This window comes from Lactobacillus mulieris (assembly GCF_007095465.1).
Taxonomy (GTDB): domain Bacteria; phylum Bacillota; class Bacilli; order Lactobacillales; family Lactobacillaceae; genus Lactobacillus; species Lactobacillus mulieris.
In genome coordinates, this window is record NZ_SDGL01000008.1 from 41,997 (window position 1) to 59,336 (window position 17,340).

Consider the following 17,340-nt stretch of genomic DNA (forward strand, 5'->3'; position numbering starts at 1 on the left):
AATTGAAAAACAGGGAATATAAAAATGAAAAAAGATATTGAAACTTTGTTAAATAAGTTGAAAATAAATTATCGATTGATTGAACACGTTCCTGTTTGGAAGATGGAGGATGCGCTTGATTTAGCCTTGGATTGCGAATTGCTCAAGAGTTTAGTCTTTAAAGATGAAAAGAATCAAACTTTTTTCTTGTTGGTATGCAAGGCTGAAGAAAGAGTTAATATTAGTGCTTTAGCTAAGCTTGTAAGAACTAGTCGAAGTAAGTTGAATTTTGCTAGTAAGGAAGATTTAATAGCTTTAAAAACTAAAGCAGGCTTGGTTAGTCCATTAGATTTTTCAAATAAATATTCAATTATCATAAGTGAAGAAGTTAAAAGTCTTGGCAATGTAGGGATTCATGCAGGGAGTAACATTGAAACATTAATTTTAGATGTTGAAGATTTAGTCAAATGTTTAGTAAAACAACAAAGAAATTTGATTTGGATGTAAAAAAGACTAAGAAATTTTATTTCCTAGTCTTTTTATCTTATTTAAATTATTTGTTCTGAGCTTGAGCTTGTGCAATCATTTGCTTCTTCAAATTGGCAACTTCCTTAGTTGATAAAACTTTCCAGGAACTTGGAATTTCGAAGATATTAGTCCGCTTCTTTAGTTCATTTTCTTTACCTAAAAAGCCAAAGAGCAACTTATAAAATTTATTTTTAAATTCATAGCGAGTTTCTTTTGTAACTAACTTAGCTGCTTGATAACCGGTTTTAACTGAGCTACTAGTTTTAATATTCGCTTGTGTATGTTGTTTTTGGCTATTGTAGACGTAAATTTTTGGCCCCTGACTGCCGACTTGCTTATATACTAGTAAGTTGACTTGCCCCACACTAGTGGTTGGCTTAATTGTTTGTACTTTAGTAGTGGTTTTTTCACTCATCCCAAAATGAACATTTTCATTAGCCATGATACCAATACCACTTACTAAAGCTAAGGCTAGCCCTAAGTAAGCAATAAGATAATGAAATTTAGTAATAGGAATTACATTGAAAATGAAATAAATTACTAAACCAATAATCAAAAATAAAATAGCCATTACTTTGCCTCCTTACCATCAGTTATTTCTTCAGATCTAGCGCTGTTACCTTTTTGTAGAAAGACAGCTGCAAATAAAATTAAAATAGCAAAGATAATTGCAACGATAAATGCGGATTTATAGCCTAAAACAACTGCATTGATAGCTTGATCCTTATAAGCTAATGGGTTTTGACTAAGTAAACTTTTGGCTGGTGTATTAGAACTTGCTACGTTAGTTAAAACGGATGTCAAAATAGCTGTTCCAATTGATCCTGCAACTTGACGAACGGTATTGTTAACTGCAGTACCATGTGTCATTAAGTCAAGTGGCAAAGCATTCATACCAGCAGTTGTTACTGTCATCATCATCATTGCAATCCCAAACATTCTGACGGCATAGAAGACAGTGATATAGATGGTAGGAGTGTTAGGACCGATGAATAAGAAAGCACTAGAGCCAAAAATTAGTAAAATAGTACCAGTAATAACAATTTGTTTAGCACCATATTTATCGAATAATCTACCAGTGATTGGTGACATAACTCCCATAGCAATAGCACCTGGAAGTAAAATTAAACCAGATTGAAGAGCAGTTTTGCCTAAAACATTTTGGATATATAATGGCAAAATCATCTCAGCGGCAAGCATTCCCATGTAAGATAAACTACTGATAAGTGTGCCTAAAGTATATTGACCTGTTTTGAAAACATTAAGGTTTAAGAATGGCTCATCAAGCTTAAATTGGCGAATAGCAAAAATAGCAACGATTACAGCACCAATAATTAATGAAGCAATAACAGATGTATCTCCCCAACCTTTGGATCCTACTTCCGCAAAACCATAAAGCATAATACCAAAACCTGCAATGGAAGTTATGACAGACCAAAAATCAAGTTTAGGATTAGTATTAGGTAGGACATCCTTCATTAAGAAGAAAGCAGCAATAATAACAATAGAAATGATAGGAATAATCATTCCAAATAAGTCACGCCAAGTAAAATGATCAACAATATAACCGGATAATGTTGGCCCGATTGCAGGTGCCATACCGATGGCTAATCCCATTGTTCCCATAGCAGCACCACGTTTTTCAGGTGGATAGATCATTAAGATAATGGATTGCATCATTGGCATTGAAACACCAGCACCCACGGCTTGAATCAATCTACCAGCAAGTAGCACCTGAAAATTAGGCGACCAGTAAGCTAAAATTGTCCCGATAAGATAAACAATCAAAGCACTAATATACATAAGTTTCGTGGATAATTTATTGATTAAATATGCACTAACCGGAATCATAATTCCGTTAACTAAAGTAAAGCCTGTTGTTAGCCATTGAACAGTACTTGCATCAATATTGAATGATTTCATCATCGATGGATAAGCAGTGGCTAAAAGTGTGGCTGTCAAAATTGTGACAAACGAACCAGTGATTAAAACGGTCATTAGTAAAGTTCGATTGTATTTATTACCGTTAATATCAGTTGATATCATAATTAGCCTCTTTTCATAGTTTGATAAAAATTATAACTTATATGTCAAATTATTTAGCGATAAAGATTGTAAGATATTTTGATATTAATGTCAAATAATTTTACAAAAGCAAAAATATATTTTAAAATTAGGATATAATAAATTGCAGATATGAAAAGATGGTGATTATATGATTAGCGCACATAAAAATATGCTGGGAATTATCAATAAAATTCAATTGAGTATTGGTGATCTTAGTGATGGTATTGGAGTAAGTCAGCGGCAACTACGTTATTGGGAAGAAAAAGGCTATATCAAACCAATTGCAGATAATGAAAAAGGCGTTAGAAGGTATAGTTTTTTTATGGTTGGTAGGTGTGCGCAAATAAAAGAGTTTTTGGATGAAGGCTACACATTAACAAAAGCATATGAAAAGACCATTGAAGATGAACAAAAGAAGAAAGTATTCCGAGATTTTATTTTTAATCAAGGTGGTAACTTTACAATTAATGTTACTGATAAAGAGCATTCATATGGTGAAATTGACCTAGGCGCTAAATGTGAGGGTAAAGAGCTTTTTGGTGTTGTTGATAAAAATGGCGTTAGATATGAATTAAGATGAAATAGCAAACAATAAATTAATACCATAGTAATTATTATCATTGTAATAATTGCTATGGTATTTTTGATGAGCACTTATATATTAAATGGAATTAGGAAAAGAAGAGTATAGAATAAAAATATAGAGTTATTCTATGGGAGGAAAAGCAATGAATAATAAATTTAAAGATACAGTAGTGGGCACAGCTGCTTTATTAGCAACAACAACAATTGCGTTAACAACTAATAGTCATCAAGTAAAAGCTGATAATAAAGAAAATACTAAGCAAATTAATAATAATAGCACTAGCTCGCTTGAAAGTACTGAGCAAAGAGTTACTAAAGCTGAAAGTAATGTAAATGACGCTCAATTGGAGGCGAATTCAGCAAGTCGAAACAAAGTTTTAGCCGAGCAGAAAAAAGATCAAGCTTTTGATACCCTCAAGAAAGCAAAGGAAAATCAAACTAAAGCCGAAAATTTAGTTAAGGAAGCTCAAAATAAAGTAAGTAATAAGGAAATTGGTGAAAAGCAGGCTCAAAAGGCAGTTGATGAAGATAAAGTGGCAATTGACCAAGCTCAGTCACAAGTAGACGAAGCTAAAAAGACAGCTGATTTAGCTTTGGATTCTTTAAATGAAGCACAATCAAAGGTTACTAATCAAGAGCAAAAGGTTAAAGATGCACAAGTAAAAGTTGATAATACCCAAAAAATAGTAGATAACACAAATGTTGGTAAAATACAAACAGACTTAGATCAGGCAAATAAGAACTTGACACAAGCCCAAAGTTCTTTAGATGAAGAAAATAACAAATTAATAAAAACTCGTGTTGCTATTGATAATAGTAATGAGCAATTAAAACAAGGGAAAGCAGAACTAACTCAAAAGCAAGCGCAATTGGATCAAGCTAATGAACAATTAAAGAATAGTCAAGAAATGGCAAATAAGGCTAATGAGGATTTAACAGCAAATGAAAATAGTCTGAATCAACTTAAGCAGAAAATAGCAACGCTTAAATCAACTGAAGAAAATCAAGATAAGCTTATTTATGGCACCGACTTTATTAATTTAGTAAAAAAGTATAAAGAAGAAAATCGAGATAATTGGGGATTTTGGTCTTCATACCCCGATTTAGCTGAAGTGGCTAAAAAATACTATGAAGCCAATTTCCAAGGGTACAAACCAACCAAAGCAGATGAAAATACATATTACACTATTAATAATGGCTTGATTGATAAAGAAGCGATTAAGCAAATGTCACTTTATGCAGCTTCTTTATTAAATCCACTTCGTATAAGTTTGGGTGAAAAACCGATTCTCGTGTCAGATGCAAGCATTGAAGTGGAATTGGCTACTATAAAAGCTTATAATGATGCCAATCAAGGCTTTGGCCATCTTGAGAATATTATTCAGGATAAAATACCTAAAGAATTTGGCTTTTGGACTGAGGGAGAAAGTATCGCTATGACCACTAATTCTTCAGATTTGAAAGGAACTAGAGTGTCTTTAGCTGATTTAAAGATGGGGATTCGTCAAGCAATTGCAATGTGGGTATTCGATGATAATGACCAAGGCTATGGACATATGACAGATGTTTTAAGTCTTCGCATATATAAGTCAGAAGATGCTGCAATTTCGATTGATAAATTCGGAATATTCCACTTTAATGACATTGTTGAACCTAGTGAAGATGGAGAATTCGCACAATTAAAAAAGACAGGCCAAACTTATAATGAGCCAACAGATGTCGCATCAGAATTAGCTAATTTAGAAGCAGAAGAAGTTACTAAGCAAACAAGTTATGAAGCTGCTAAGGCAAATGCTGAACAACTAAATAATAAGCTCAATGCAGATCAACAAGTAGTGAACAAGGCTCAACAAGCTGTTAATGATAAAGCTAATACTATAAAGAACATTCAATCTAGTCTTGCCCAATACATTGAGCAAGAGAATAATATTAAAAATACAATCGAAAAACTCCAATCTAATATTAAGAGTAAAGAAGAAATAATAACTAATTTAGAAAATCAATTAGCAGAAGCTTCAGCTGATAATAAACAAAAATTAGCTGATTTACAAACTGCAAAAAGTAATTTAGATGAAGTAAATAATGAATTAATTTCACTAAATACTGATTTAAAGCAAAAACAAACAAATAATGATATAGCTAAAAAGACTTTAGAAGAAAAAACTTCCATTTTAAATGAAGCTAAGCAGAAATTAGAATTAGATACTGCTGATTTACTTTCGTATCAACAAGCACCGGAGAATTTAAAGAAAGCACAAGATAATCTTGCACAAGTACAAGATGAATTAGAAAAAGCCAACAAAGTTTATGAAGAATCAATAAATCTTCTAACGATATCTGCAAATAATGATGAGCTAGCTCAAAATAAATTAGCAGAAGCTAAGAAAGAATTAGCTTCTGCTAAAGCAGCATTATCCGCTCTAAAGGCGTTGCTAGAGCCACAAAAGATTGAAAATAATAGTGCTGAATTTATTAATAAGCAACAGATGCCTGAACAAGTAATTAGTAAAATTAAGAATAGGACTATGATGCCTGAAAAGACTAGAGTTGAATCCAATAAAACTTTGCCTCAAACTGGTAATGATTCATGGATTTTAACAAGTTTAGGCGTGCTATTAAGTCTTTGGGGAGTAATGGTTAACTTTAAAAAAAGAAAAATTTAAGTTATAAAAATTATTTTCATGTGAAGTAAAAGCGTTGATATATCGAGGTTTATAACACCGAGGATATCAACGCTTTTTTATTATAGATGATTTAAGAAATTAACTATTATTTGGATTCTTTAAACCAATTTTCTAAGCTACTACAAATATCGTGGCTAACCTTGTCAGCTTCTATATCAATTGCGACTTTAACGTTAGGTTTTTCTTTGCGCAAATCTTCTAGTCTACCAATGGTTCTACCGCGGCTAGGACCTTCAGTTTCACAAGTTAAGTGCATAGGTAAGAAGGTAAACCACTCAGGATGAATTGCTGCACATACTGCCGCTGGATCGTGAAGACTACCACCATGTAAATATGGAGAATATTTATCATAAATGTGAATGTAGTAATCGACAATATCAGCATATTTTTCACCGACAAAAGTTTGTGTGTCACGCCATTTCTGTGTGTCAGTTAGGCCAATTGGTGTTTTCATTGTGACATCTAGCCCTATCATGATTACTGGCGTACCACTTTCAAATAAGATTTTCGCAGCAAGTGGATCTTGGTTGATGTTAGCTTCGGCATATGGGCTAACATTACCGCGAACTGTGAGAGCCCCACCCATGATGACAACCTGACCAATTTCATCTTTGAAAGCAGGGTATTTTTGTAAAACTAAAGCCAAGTCAGTCATAGGACCAGTAACAATTACTAGCAAGTCTTTGCCATATTTTTGGGTGGATTCAATGATAAAGTCAATCCCACTAGTTGTTTCAACTTGGCGTGTTGCTGCTGGAATGATCACTTGACCAATTCCATTTTCGCCGTGGATGTCAGCACTAACTTCCATACGGTCGAAGTGATCTTGGTCAATTGCATGGTCATTTCCTAAGTAAACAGGGATATCGGTCTTACCTAACATTTCTAATAAAGCCAGAGCATTTTTGGCCCCTTGTTCAGTATAAACATTACCGTAAGTGCCAACGACACCGATTAAATCAAGCTCATCTTTGGCAATTGTGTAGGCAAGTGCCATTGCATCATCAATTCCAGTATCAAGGGATAAAATTACTTTTTTCATGGTGAAGTCCTTTCTAAAAAACATCTAGTATAATAATACTATTTTCCAAATCTTTTTTCTTTATTGAGTTTTAACCAATCATAATTTCCGTTTTTATAATCATAAACAAAAGTATAAATAAATGAACTATGGAAGTCTTTTTTTCCATCAATATATAAAGGATAAGGGGCTAAATAATAATTGTAAGTTTTTATGATATTTACTGCTTGTTTAGTTGGAGCAGGATTAACAGCAATTATTTCATAATTTCCAGCCTTGATTTTTCTATTTAAGTAAAAAATATCATCTTTGTGTTTAAGTGCATAGTAAGAATTAGTAGATAAGTTTTTTAGGTAGACTTTTAATTCAGTTTGTTTGTGGATTTGAACAGAAAAATAATTGGCTTCAGCGTTTAAACGAACTCTTTGTTTGAGAAGGGATTGGATGGTGCTAGATTTCGCATGATATTGGACGGATAGCTGACTCCTTTGTGCTGCGATAATTTGGTCATTTTTATTAGTTTTAGCATAGTAATAGCTAAAGAAAATTGGAGTAATAATCGCAAGACAAAGAGCAATAATGCCTACTTGCTTAGATTGATGATGCTTCTTTTTTATTGGTAATGTTAGCAATATAAACAACATGGGTAAAATCACTTGTCCATAACGAGGTTCACTTTCCCAAAGCAAGGTATGGAAGGCGAGATAGCCTAGAATTGTTAATATGCTTAGTAACAAGATTTGATCTTTATATTTTTTTAGATTTAATTTATATCTGAATAGACGTGCTATGACTGCTGCAAATATACTGATGCAACTAGCTGAATAAGTTATTATTGATACTTTTGCAAAAAATTGCGCATGTTTTTGATACCAACCTGGAGCGTTACGGTAGCCACCATTATACCAATTTTGAATATCGCCTACATTTAGTAAAATAGCCAGTTTTTGAATCCATAATTTTATTAATCCGCTAAATCCTAATTTTTTAATTCGTGCCGCAATTAAGGCTTTATCATAAGTTTGGCGTTGTGCTTCATTTTTTAATTTGACTTCTTTTGTTACATCTTCGCTAGCATAAGTGCCACGATACTTTTCGTTTAATCCCATTGCAATCCAACTGGTTTTTGGAAACTCAAAGCTTTTGTTTTCTTTAAAATTGCTTAATTGATAGATTCCATTGGTAGCGGTCAACCCTAATGTAAGTCCTAGTATGATTATAGTTGAGGGGATAAGTAATTGCTTTTTTAACTGCTTTTTAATTAGCAAAAGCAACCATAGTATTAATATGGCAGGGATAAGAATAATAATATTAGGTTTTAATAAGTATGCGATACAAGCTAATAAAAAGATGCTTATGCTAGTTATAACTTGTTGGGACTTATTAAAGCTATCCCATTTAAATAGGTAGTCAAAAATTAGCAATAATAATAAAAAATTCGGTAAGTCTGTATAAAAAACTTGTAGATAATAGGTGTAAGAAAAAGGGGTAAGTACGAAGAAAGCTGTTAATCCAATTATTAAACTTTTCCGCTTACTGAGCTGCCAAGCTAGTTTTAACGTAAGTAATATAAAGCTATTTAGAATTAAAAAACTTAAAATCCAAAGAGCTAAATTGGTCGAAAATAAAGTCTTGGTTAAATTTAACCAAAGATAAAGAAAATAAGTGATTGGAACATTGTTGGGATAGCGCCAAAAGTAGGTGGTAGTCCAGTGGAAATTGCCAGCTGCTAGCTGATCTGCCTGACTTAATACACGGTATGGATCATGATAAATCGATACTGGAAGAAATTTCAAAACTGCTAATTGAATAATTATCATAGTAATCAAACTTATAGTAATGATTATGTTAACAGTATGAAAAGACAGCTTTTCAATATATGTATTGAAAAAATAGCTAATAAGTCCAATAAAAATAGCTAATAAACTAATAGCTAACCCTGCATAATTAGCTATATTGGAAAATATACCTATGGCTAGGCAAAAAGTCAGCAAATAGACAAAAAAATTAAATACTTTGAATTTTCTCACGATACTACTCCTGAAATCTTGGCTTTACTATCAATTTAAGTAAAAAGTTTTGTTTTGTCAGCTGAAATTACTGAATTTAATAAAAAGTTGGTAAGGGGAAAAGATGTTAATGATTTTATTTCTTATGCAATTCATTTATGCGATATCTAATATAAAAATAGCAAGTGATATAATATATAACAGTAGGGGATAGTATATACAAAAGAAGGACAAAAGATGGATAACAAAAGAATTTCAAGGAAAGAATATAAAAATAAATTTTCCAAATCTAAAAAAAGAAAAATAAATTTTTGGGGATATTTAGTCATAGGAATTGATGCAATTTTGGCATCATTTGGTATAGGCGAAGAAGGAAAAGATTAAATCAATATATAATCTTTAAATCTATTTGTAATTCAACTTCGAATATAAAAGTCTTTATTTTTTATGTAATTGCATAAACATATGTTTATAAACTATAATTATTTTTTATGTAAAAAAGTGTAAATAGTAGATAAATATATTTCAAATTGTAGAATTTTGTGATAGAGAATGTTTACTTTCGTTGGAGGATTAAAATGGTTAAAAAGATGAAAAAAGCCGCTTTAGGGTTGGCCACTTTTGCAGCTACAACAGTATTGTCTGTTTCCATGAACAATAGTGTTGTTAAAGCTGCAGACAAAGCTAATGATAATAATGACAAAAATACCACTTCAAATACAACAGTAGATAATACTGCTGCTGTTCAAGATAATGTTGAAAAGGCACAATCAGCAGTTGCAAATGCTGAAACTGCTGAAGAAGCAGCTAGTGCTCAAAAAGTTTTGGCTCAATCCAAAATTGCATTGACAACTATGGCTGCATTGGATAAAAGTGCTGCTGCATCAACTTCATCAGTAACAAGCAGTACTCAAACTAGTGATAAAGATAGTGATACAGCTAAGACCAATTCTGATTCTACAAAATCTGCTTCAGGTGATACCAATAATGGTGAGTTTGCTCCAGCCACAAGAGAAATTACCGCTGGGGATAAGTCAACTTACGATGCTGATGGTTTGAAGCCAGAAGCAGCTGCTGCAGTTAAGGCAGCTGGCATTGATCCAAAGACTTTGAGTGATTATCAAAAGGAAGCTTTAAACAAAGTAGATTACACTAGAAAGAATGCAGCTGGCAACGCTCAAATGACTTATAGTGATTTTAAGAAGATAGCTGATGCACTCATTTCTAAAGATGGACGATATGCAATTCCTTACTTTAATGCAAAAGAAATTCAAAATATGCCTGCAGCATATACTATTGATGCTCAAACCGGTAAATTGGAACATCTTGATGTCTGGGATTCATGGCCAGTACAAGATGTAAAAACTGGTTATGTGGCTAATTGGAATGGATATCAATTAGTTGTGGCAATGATGGGTGTACCAGAAGCTAATGACAACCATATTTATTTACTTTATAACAAATATGGTGATAATAACTTGGCAAATTGGAAGAATGCTGGCCCAATATTTGGCTACAATGCTAGCCCTCTACTTCAACAATGGTCAGGTTCAGCTGTAGTTAATACTGATGGCTCAATTCAATTATTCTATACTCAGGTAGATGGTTCACAAGGTACTAATCATCAAAAATTAGCCAGTGTAACATTGCTGCTTTCAGATAATAATGGTGAGGTAAAGATTGAAAAGTTAGCAAATGATCACGTTGTATTTGAAGGTGATGGTTATCACTATCAAACTTACAAGCAATGGATTGAAACCAATAAAGGTGCTGATAACATTGCTATGCGTGATGCTCACGTTATTGAAGGTGAAGATGGGCATCGATACTTAGTATTTGAGGCAAGTACTGGTACAGAAGGCTATCAAGGATTAGATCAAATTTACAATTGGAGTAATTACGGTGGTGATGATGCATTTAATATTAAGTCATTGTTAGATGTATTGGAAAACCGTGATATCAAGTCAAGAGCTAGTTGGGCAAATGCAGCAATTGGTATTTTGAGATTAACTGATGACGAAACCAATCCACAAGTTGCAGAAGTATACAGTCCACTTCTTACTGCAACAATGGTAAGTGATGAAATTGAACGTCCAGATGTTGTGAAATTGAATGGCAAGTATTATTTATTTGCAGCAACTAGATTAAATAGGGGATCTAATGATCATGCCTGGATGGCAGCAAATGATGCAGTTGGAGACAATGTTGCCATGGTTGGATATGTTTCTGATAGCTTAAATGGAAAGTATGTGCCACTAAATGAATCTGGTGTTGTGCTAACAGCATCAGTTCCTGCAAACTGGCGTACAGCAACTTATTCATACTATGCAGTACCAGTTGAAGGACATTCAAATTGGTTGCTCATTACTTCATACATTACTAATCGTAGTCATGTAGCTGGAGATGAATATGAATCAACTTGGGCACCAAGTTTTATTTTGCAAGTAAATGATGATAATACTACAACAATCTTAGCTAAGATGACTAACCAAGGTGACTGGATTTGGGATGATGGTAGCGAAAATCCTGCAATGATGGGTACAGAAGAAACTGCAGCACTTCCAGGCGAACGTGATAAAGTGGTTAACTGGGATGAGATTGGTTACAAATCTAATTATGATGTTCCTTCTGTGCCTGAATATCCAGAAATTCCAAGCACACCAAAGAGTAAATATGGTATGCCTGGTGATCCATTGTTCCAAGATGATACACCAGAAACACCAAAGACACCCGAAACTCCAAGAAGAGTGGACCGCTACAATAATCCAACTCCTACTAAATCATCACTTCTTCCACAAACTGGTAATGTTGTTACTAACATTTTGTCAGCTTTAGGTATGTTACTTGCTAGCGCAGGTATGGCTTTAGGCTTCAAGAGAAAGAACGATTAATATATAAATAAACACATGCTTTTTCTGTTATAGAAAGCATGTGTTTTTATTATCTGGTTAACAAAATAGTACCATTTATTAAAAATGAAGTGCTTAATAACGCTACGACGCTCTGCAGTAGTATGCTACTATTTTTTACTTCAAACTAAAGCTCAATTTAACTGGATTGTGGTCCGAATAAGCAAATTGAGTATCTATATTGTAACTAACAGCTTTCACATTAGGTGAAACTAAGAACCCATCAACGATGGTAGTATAAGTTACGCCTTTTTTGTATGGAATATCACTTCCTCGACAAGTAGGTACTTCGTCCGCATTTTTAGCTGTAACCATCTTCATTCCACTACTTGCAAGGTCCTTTTGACTCAAGACAGCTAGCCAATCATGCTGCTTTTGCTGTGACTTAAAGTGAGCAACATATTTTGCACCAAATGCATGATTAAAGTCACCACCACAGATGACATAATTACCTTTTTTGATTTCAGCTTTCATGACTTGATTGAGCAAGGCGAGTTGCTTTTTCTTAGATAAGCCACCTTTATCATAAGCTGACATATGACTATTAATTAAAACAAGCTCCTTGCCATTTTTGACTGGCAAGCGCATAACATTGAAGCAGCGGTCTAAATCAACAAACTTTTCGATTAGATTTGAACTGACAAAGTATTGTCGGCGCTCGCTACTAGTAATGTGGTATTTGCTTAAAGCTAAAATTCCGCTTCTTGCAAAACCGTGTGGATTATTCAGTGGCAAGGCAATATAAGCACTGTGAAAATTCTGGGCAAAGCTACTGCCCATATTGTTAAAAGTACTTTCTGCCATTTTAACTTGATTTACACCAAAAGAACGAGTTGAGTTGGTATCAATTTCTTGGAAAAAGGCAAAGTCGGGATTTTGCTTTTTGATTGTGGCAATTGCGCCTTTAGTATCAGCTAATTCACTAGCTTTAGAGACTGCAGTTCCATATTTTCCGCGTGTTTTAGTACCATTTTTCATTTCACCTGTGTCCATGAAAAAACTGTACTTAGGATTATAAGCTCCGAAACCTACATTGTAGGTGGTTACAGTATAAGTTTTCCCTGTGGATAACACTGAAGATTGATTGTTTTTTATGTGAATTATTTGGTGATCAGGAATGCGATAATAATTAGCTTGCATATAAATTGCGTAGCCGATTAAAGTAATAAAAATAATACCTAAAATTGCCAAAATAACTCGAAAAGTATATTTAATTCCTTTTTTCATAGTATTCTCCTTATTGGAGCTATTATACCTATAAAGTGTTTCAGAAAAAAGTATCTACAACTAGTTAAGAACAGCGATTACTCTAATATTAGTGATAAAATAATATTTGGAGAAGTAAATGAAGGGAGAAAAAATATGAGAGATGCAAAGAAAATACCCAATAAAAAGCCATCAATAACAGCAGAAGATGCATGTGATGTTCGTATTAATGGGAAGGGTAAATCAATAAGTGAATTGATTTCAGATAGTAAAAAGAAAAAGTAAATATATTTAAAACAGGCAGTTTCTATGAGTAGAAACTGTCTATTTTATTAAGGGATATCATTAACACTTATAACCTTATTATTGGTAGACTTAAATTAAAGAGTTGACGGTGAGTTAGGGGAAAGCTATTATCTCGCTTTTTTCACACTACGTTTACTTAATTATGGGAGATGAATATAGAAGGAAGGGGAAAATATGGTTCAGCAAACTCATTTAGTGATTGATAATGTTAAGAAAAGCTACCGAACTAAGGAAGTCTTAAAGGGGATTAGCTTTGATTGTAAGCCAGGTCAAATTACTGGTTTAATTGGGAAAAATGGCTCTGGTAAGACAACGCTCTTTCACTCAATTTTGCATTTTTTAAATTATGAGGGAAAAATCACACTTAACGGTAAGAATTTTTCAAATGAAGACTACAATATTGTCGGCTATTTACCTGAAGAACGAAGCTTAATGCCTAAATTAACGGTTCTAGAACAGGTACGATATTTAGCTAGTCTTAAAGGTATGAGCAATAACGATATTAAAGTGGCTTTGCCGAAATGGATGGATAAATTGCAGGTTGTTGGTAAGATGAGTGACAAGATTAAGTCTTTATCTAAAGGAAATCAACAAAAAGTTCAAATGATTGCGACAATGATTCATCAGCCACAGATTTTGATTTTGGATGAGCCTTTTAGTGGCCTTGATCCTGTAAATGTTGATTTAATGAAAGAAATTATTTTAGAGCAGGCTAAGCGTGGCGCTACTGTAATTTTTTCTGATCACAATATGGATAATGTTGAACGTCTTTGCGATAAAGTTGTGATGCTTAATCAAGGACAGCTTGTCTTAAATGGTACTATTCAAGAAATTAGGGATAGTTATCCTAAAGAATATTTATATATTAAAAAAGCGGGCTTAAATAAAGAACAAGTTGCTAGTTTGCCGGGATGTGAATCATACATGCAACGCCATGATGGCATTTGGTCAATTAAGCTAGTGGATGAAAAATATGGCTCTGAAATTTTCAAACTACTAACTCAGGGGGAATATATTCCAACTTTTAGTCAAGAAGCACCAACTTTGGATCAAATATTTAAGATGGAGGCGACAAAATGAAAAAGATTTGGTTAGTTACAAAAGAAACTTTTATTAGACAGACCAAAGGAATTACCTTTATTTTGTCAGTCCTTGCTCCAGTTATTTTTATGGGCATTATTTTTGCTGTTATTTTTGCAACTCAAAAATTAAGCGGCAGTGATAACAAGATTGATAATGCTATTGTTATTAGTAAAAATTATGCTCCAGCTGTCAAAGATCTTAGTAACTTCGAAGTGAAATCTGAATCTGCAGCTAAGAAAGCTTTAGCAGATGAAGATATTAAGGGATATGTTAAAGTAAATGTTTCAAGTTCAGGGCAAATTACCGCTTCATGGCTTGGTAAAGAAGCGATGGATAGTAATGATAAGTCTAGTTTGATGGAAAGTTTGCAAAAGTTGCAACAAAATCTCAATGTTCAAGCAGCCGGCTTGACTACTAAACAACTTAAAACTTTAAGTCAAAGTGTTAAAATTAGTGAAAAAATAAGTGGACACAATGGTTCGGAGAAAAAGGCTACTCGAGCAGATTTAACGGCTAAATCAGCTAAATCAATTGCCGCCAATGTCTTTATCTGGATTACTTATTTTATTTTACTTACTTATATTTCAACTATGGCTCAAGAAATTGCTACTGAAAAAGGTTCTAAGATTATGGAAATCATCTTCTCCAGTATGCGTGGTGGTGATTACTTTGTTGGAAAAGTCTTAGGGGTCTTGGGAGTGTTCTTGGTTCATGTATTAGCTTATGTTGCCCTTTTAGGGCTAGCAATTATAGTTGGACCTAAAATCGAAATGTTTGCTGGCTTCTTCAAGAGTAATCATGAATTAATTTCCCAAGTAGTATCAAATCTTATTAGCTGGAATTTAGTGTTATTGTTGTTATCAGTTATTTTATCAATTGTTTTAGCAGCCTTTTGTGGAGCTTTAGCTAATAGAGTGGAAGACTTACAAAAGATTTTAGCTCCAATAATTTATATTGTAATTATTGCCTTAATTGCAGCTCCAAGTTTAAGTAAAGGGGATAGTATATTTGCACAAGTAGTAAGCTGTTTACCACTTCTTTCAGGATTTATTTTGCCGGGTAGAGTTGCTGAAAGAGTAGCTGGTACTCCAGAATTGGTTATTGCAACAATTGTCTCAATTCTGACCTTAGCGTTGGCAATTTACTTTGTCAGAAAGGCTTACCCGAAGCTTATTTTACAAACTGATGATGGCAACATTCTGAAGAAAATTAAACGTTTAAAAGGATAGAAGTAAGGACTTAGTGAATCTCACTAAGTCTTTTTTGTTAAACTATACTTAATAAAATTAAGAAGGTGAAAAGATGGATCGCAGTGAAAGAGTTATCTTAACTAACATGTGTATGGTGTATGATGGTAGTAAAATTTTGGTGGAAAATAGGGTGAAAAAGGATTGGCCAGGTATAACATTTCCAGGTGGTCATGTTGAACGTGGTGAATCAATTATCGCTTCTACAATTCGTGAAATAAAAGAAGAAACAGGGCTAGATATCCAAAATCTAGAAATGTGTGGTATTAAGCAATTTTTCGATGATGATATTAGAACGATTGTCTTTTTATACAAAACTAATCAGTTCTCAGGTGTTTTGCGGTCAAGTCGAGAAGGGAAAGTTTTCTGGATTGAACGACAAGATTTGAAAAAATACCAATTGGCTGATGGTTTTGCCAGTATGCTAGAAATTTTTGAAAATGATAAATTAAGTGAGAACCATTGGTATTTAGAAAATGGACAATGGAATTATAAAAATGAATAAAGTTAGTTATCCTGAGTTTTCAGAATTGATGACATATTATCGAACTCTTAGCGGATCAAAATTTATTAATAATCAACGAAAAGTTTTGCTTAAAAGCTTACAATTAGCTAAAAAAGGGGACTATCAGCATGCTTTAGCAGATTTAAGAACAGAAGCAGAGAGACTTACCAAGTACTGGCTTAAGCAAAAGAAAATAAAGCCTGACTTGAATTTTAATCAGAATATTAATTTGTTACGGCACAGTGGTGTAAGTCGTGAAAACATTAATACTTTATATGAGATTAAAGCTGCAGGTAATAAAGCAGTTCATGAGCTAAATGCAAATGAAGAAGTGGCAAAGAAATGCTTTTATGATTATTTTAAAGTTTTAAAAACTTACCAGCGACAAATTAAGCCCCAGCAGAATTTTTTTATAGAAAAAATCTTCTTAATTCTTCTTATTGTTATTTTCGGATTGTTTTTGCTTAAATTGGGACAACCAAATTAGTATAAATAAAGTTTAATGATTATAGAAACTTGACTAATTAAAAAAATAAGAGCAAAATTCAAATGAAAAAAGTATATAAGATAATAAGTTAAAACTTATTTTTTTGGGGAAGGAAAATGAATTTAAAAAAGATGGCAACTTGCGCTGCCGTTTTGGCTTCTTTTGCTTTGTTTACACAAAGTGAAAAGGTAATGGCAGCAACTAATAATGTTGCTGAAACAGGAGTACTTACAGTTAAATATAATGGCTTAGGTGGAGTAACATTATTAGATTCCGATGGTAATTATCAAGCACAAGTTTTGGGTAAGAATACCACTTGGAGATACTTTGAAAAAGCTACTATCAATGGCAGAACGATGTATCGCTTAGGAAGCGATAAACAATGGATTCCCGCAGAATTCACCAGTTTAAATGGTCAAAGTAGTTCACAAAGTACTACTACTTCAACACAGGTTGAAAGTAAACCACAAGCTCCACAAACTTCACAAACTTCACAAACTGTTTCCGCACCAAGTGATGAAAAAGCTACTTCAGGTGTACTGTATGTTGTATATAAGGGATTAGGAAATGTTGCCTTATTGGATGGACAAGGTAATTATCAAAATCAATATGTAGCAAATGGTACAGGTTGGCGTTATTTTGCTGAAGCAACTATCAATGGTAGAAAGATGTACCGTTTGGGAAGTCAAAAACAATGGATTCCAGCAGAGTTTACAAATCTTAA

General features: G+C 33.3%; 15 protein-coding genes. 10 read left to right on the forward strand and 5 right to left on the reverse strand.

The window, feature by feature from the left end; genetic code table 11:
- The first annotated feature begins 24 nt into the window (after window positions 1-24).
- Complete coding sequence (locus tag ETI37_RS04660; RefSeq protein WP_006585904.1) at window positions 25-486, forward strand: YbaK/EbsC family protein; 462 nt, start codon at window positions 25-27, stop codon at window positions 484-486.
- Window positions 487-532: 46 nt separating this feature from the next.
- Here the strand turns inward: ETI37_RS04660 and ETI37_RS04665 are convergent, their stop codons facing one another.
- On the reverse strand, window positions 533-1,078 hold the full coding sequence (locus ETI37_RS04665) for a DUF4811 domain-containing protein (RefSeq protein WP_006585903.1): 546 nt from the start codon (window positions 1,076-1,078) through the stop codon (window positions 533-535).
- On the reverse strand, window positions 1,078-2,553 hold the full coding sequence (locus ETI37_RS04670; RefSeq protein WP_006585902.1) for an MDR family MFS transporter: 1,476 nt from the start codon (window positions 2,551-2,553) through the stop codon (window positions 1,078-1,080). The genes ETI37_RS04665 and ETI37_RS04670 overlap by 1 nt, the downstream gene beginning before the upstream one ends.
- Before the next feature lie 169 nt (window positions 2,554-2,722).
- Here ETI37_RS04670 and ETI37_RS04675 point away from each other — a divergent pair, with 169 nt between their 5' ends.
- A complete protein-coding gene (locus tag ETI37_RS04675; RefSeq protein WP_006585901.1) occupies window positions 2,723-3,154 on the forward strand; it encodes a MerR family transcriptional regulator in 432 nt (143 codons plus the stop codon).
- Window positions 3,155-3,302: 148 nt separating this feature from the next.
- Window positions 3,303-5,822, forward strand: coding sequence for an SEC10/PgrA surface exclusion domain-containing protein (locus ETI37_RS04680; RefSeq protein ID WP_224783230.1), 2,520 nt, complete (start codon window positions 3,303-3,305; stop codon window positions 5,820-5,822).
- Between the two features lie 106 nt (window positions 5,823-5,928).
- Here ETI37_RS04680 and ETI37_RS04685 read toward each other — a convergent pair whose 3' ends face one another.
- Together ETI37_RS04685 and ETI37_RS04690 are read right to left on the reverse strand one after the other, a co-directional pair.
- The gene (locus ETI37_RS04685; RefSeq protein ID WP_034535722.1) at window positions 5,929-6,885 is read right to left on the reverse strand and encodes a nucleoside hydrolase; all 957 of its coding nucleotides are present in this window, start codon (window positions 6,883-6,885) and stop codon (window positions 5,929-5,931) included.
- 38 nt (window positions 6,886-6,923) lie between these two features.
- Window positions 6,924-8,894 (reverse strand): hypothetical protein, encoded by a 1,971-nt coding sequence (locus tag ETI37_RS04690; protein WP_006585898.1) that lies wholly within the window; start codon window positions 8,892-8,894, stop codon window positions 6,924-6,926.
- Window positions 8,895-9,110: 216 nt separating this feature from the next.
- On the opposite strand from ETI37_RS04690, the gene ETI37_RS07845 reads away from it, so the two are divergent.
- On the forward strand, window positions 9,111-9,257 hold the full coding sequence (locus ETI37_RS07845) for a hypothetical protein (protein ID WP_006585897.1): 147 nt from the start codon (window positions 9,111-9,113) through the stop codon (window positions 9,255-9,257).
- A gap of 194 nt (window positions 9,258-9,451) precedes the next feature.
- The gene (locus tag ETI37_RS04695) at window positions 9,452-11,764 is read left to right on the forward strand and encodes a glycoside hydrolase family 68 protein (RefSeq protein ID WP_006585896.1); all 2,313 of its coding nucleotides are present in this window, start codon (window positions 9,452-9,454) and stop codon (window positions 11,762-11,764) included.
- 135 nt (window positions 11,765-11,899) lie between these two features.
- Here the strand turns inward: ETI37_RS04695 and ETI37_RS04700 are convergent, their stop codons facing one another.
- Window positions 11,900-13,009, reverse strand: coding sequence for an endonuclease/exonuclease/phosphatase family protein (locus ETI37_RS04700; protein WP_006585895.1), 1,110 nt, complete (start codon window positions 13,007-13,009; stop codon window positions 11,900-11,902).
- A 135-nt stretch (window positions 13,010-13,144) separates the two neighbouring features.
- Between ETI37_RS04700 and ETI37_RS07960 the strand changes: the two genes are divergently transcribed.
- From ETI37_RS07960 to ETI37_RS04720, 5 genes are all read left to right on the forward strand, one after another.
- Entirely contained in the window at window positions 13,145-13,273 is a 129-nt protein-coding gene (locus tag ETI37_RS07960) for a hypothetical protein (protein WP_006585894.1), read from the forward strand.
- Window positions 13,274-13,468: 195 nt separating this feature from the next.
- Complete coding sequence (locus ETI37_RS04705; RefSeq protein WP_006585893.1) at window positions 13,469-14,374, forward strand: ABC transporter ATP-binding protein; 906 nt, start codon at window positions 13,469-13,471, stop codon at window positions 14,372-14,374.
- On the forward strand, window positions 14,371-15,606 hold the full coding sequence (locus ETI37_RS04710; protein ID WP_006585892.1) for an ABC transporter permease: 1,236 nt from the start codon (window positions 14,371-14,373) through the stop codon (window positions 15,604-15,606). The genes ETI37_RS04705 and ETI37_RS04710 overlap by 4 nt, the downstream gene beginning before the upstream one ends.
- Before the next feature lie 73 nt (window positions 15,607-15,679).
- Entirely contained in the window at window positions 15,680-16,129 is a 450-nt protein-coding gene (locus tag ETI37_RS04715) for an 8-oxo-dGTP diphosphatase (protein WP_006585891.1), read from the forward strand.
- Window positions 16,122-16,616: a DUF4145 domain-containing protein gene (locus ETI37_RS04720; RefSeq protein ID WP_022091078.1), complete on the forward strand. Its 495-nt coding sequence runs from the start codon at window positions 16,122-16,124 to the stop codon at window positions 16,614-16,616. Before ETI37_RS04715 ends, ETI37_RS04720 begins: the two co-directional genes overlap by 8 nt.
- Window positions 16,617-17,340: the final 724 nt, after the last annotated feature.

Bases quoted from the DNA above. Each gene is read 5' to 3' on its own strand.
- ETI37_RS04660 (WP_006585904.1), top strand. From the start codon at position 25: ATGAAAAAAGATATTGAAACTTTGTTAAATAAGTTGAAAATAAATTAT.
- ETI37_RS04665 (WP_006585903.1), bottom strand. From the start codon at position 1,078: ATGGCTATTTTATTTTTGATTATTGGTTTAGTAATTTATTTCATTTTC.
- ETI37_RS04670 (WP_006585902.1), bottom strand. From the start codon at position 2,553: ATGATATCAACTGATATTAACGGTAATAAATACAATCGAACTTTACTA.
- ETI37_RS04675 (WP_006585901.1), top strand. From the start codon at position 2,723: ATGATTAGCGCACATAAAAATATGCTGGGAATTATCAATAAAATTCAA.
- ETI37_RS04680 (WP_224783230.1), top strand. From the start codon at position 3,303: ATGAATAATAAATTTAAAGATACAGTAGTGGGCACAGCTGCTTTATTA.
- ETI37_RS04685 (WP_034535722.1), bottom strand. From the start codon at position 6,885: ATGAAAAAAGTAATTTTATCCCTTGATACTGGAATTGATGATGCAATG.
- ETI37_RS07845 (WP_006585897.1), top strand. From the start codon at position 9,111: ATGGATAACAAAAGAATTTCAAGGAAAGAATATAAAAATAAATTTTCC.
- ETI37_RS04695 (WP_006585896.1), top strand. From the start codon at position 9,452: ATGGTTAAAAAGATGAAAAAAGCCGCTTTAGGGTTGGCCACTTTTGCA.
- ETI37_RS04700 (WP_006585895.1), bottom strand. From the start codon at position 13,009: ATGAAAAAAGGAATTAAATATACTTTTCGAGTTATTTTGGCAATTTTA.
- ETI37_RS07960 (WP_006585894.1), top strand. From the start codon at position 13,145: ATGAGAGATGCAAAGAAAATACCCAATAAAAAGCCATCAATAACAGCA.
- ETI37_RS04705 (WP_006585893.1), top strand. From the start codon at position 13,469: ATGGTTCAGCAAACTCATTTAGTGATTGATAATGTTAAGAAAAGCTAC.
- ETI37_RS04710 (WP_006585892.1), top strand. From the start codon at position 14,371: ATGAAAAAGATTTGGTTAGTTACAAAAGAAACTTTTATTAGACAGACC.
- ETI37_RS04715 (WP_006585891.1), top strand. From the start codon at position 15,680: ATGGATCGCAGTGAAAGAGTTATCTTAACTAACATGTGTATGGTGTAT.
- ETI37_RS04720 (WP_022091078.1), top strand. From the start codon at position 16,122: ATGAATAAAGTTAGTTATCCTGAGTTTTCAGAATTGATGACATATTAT.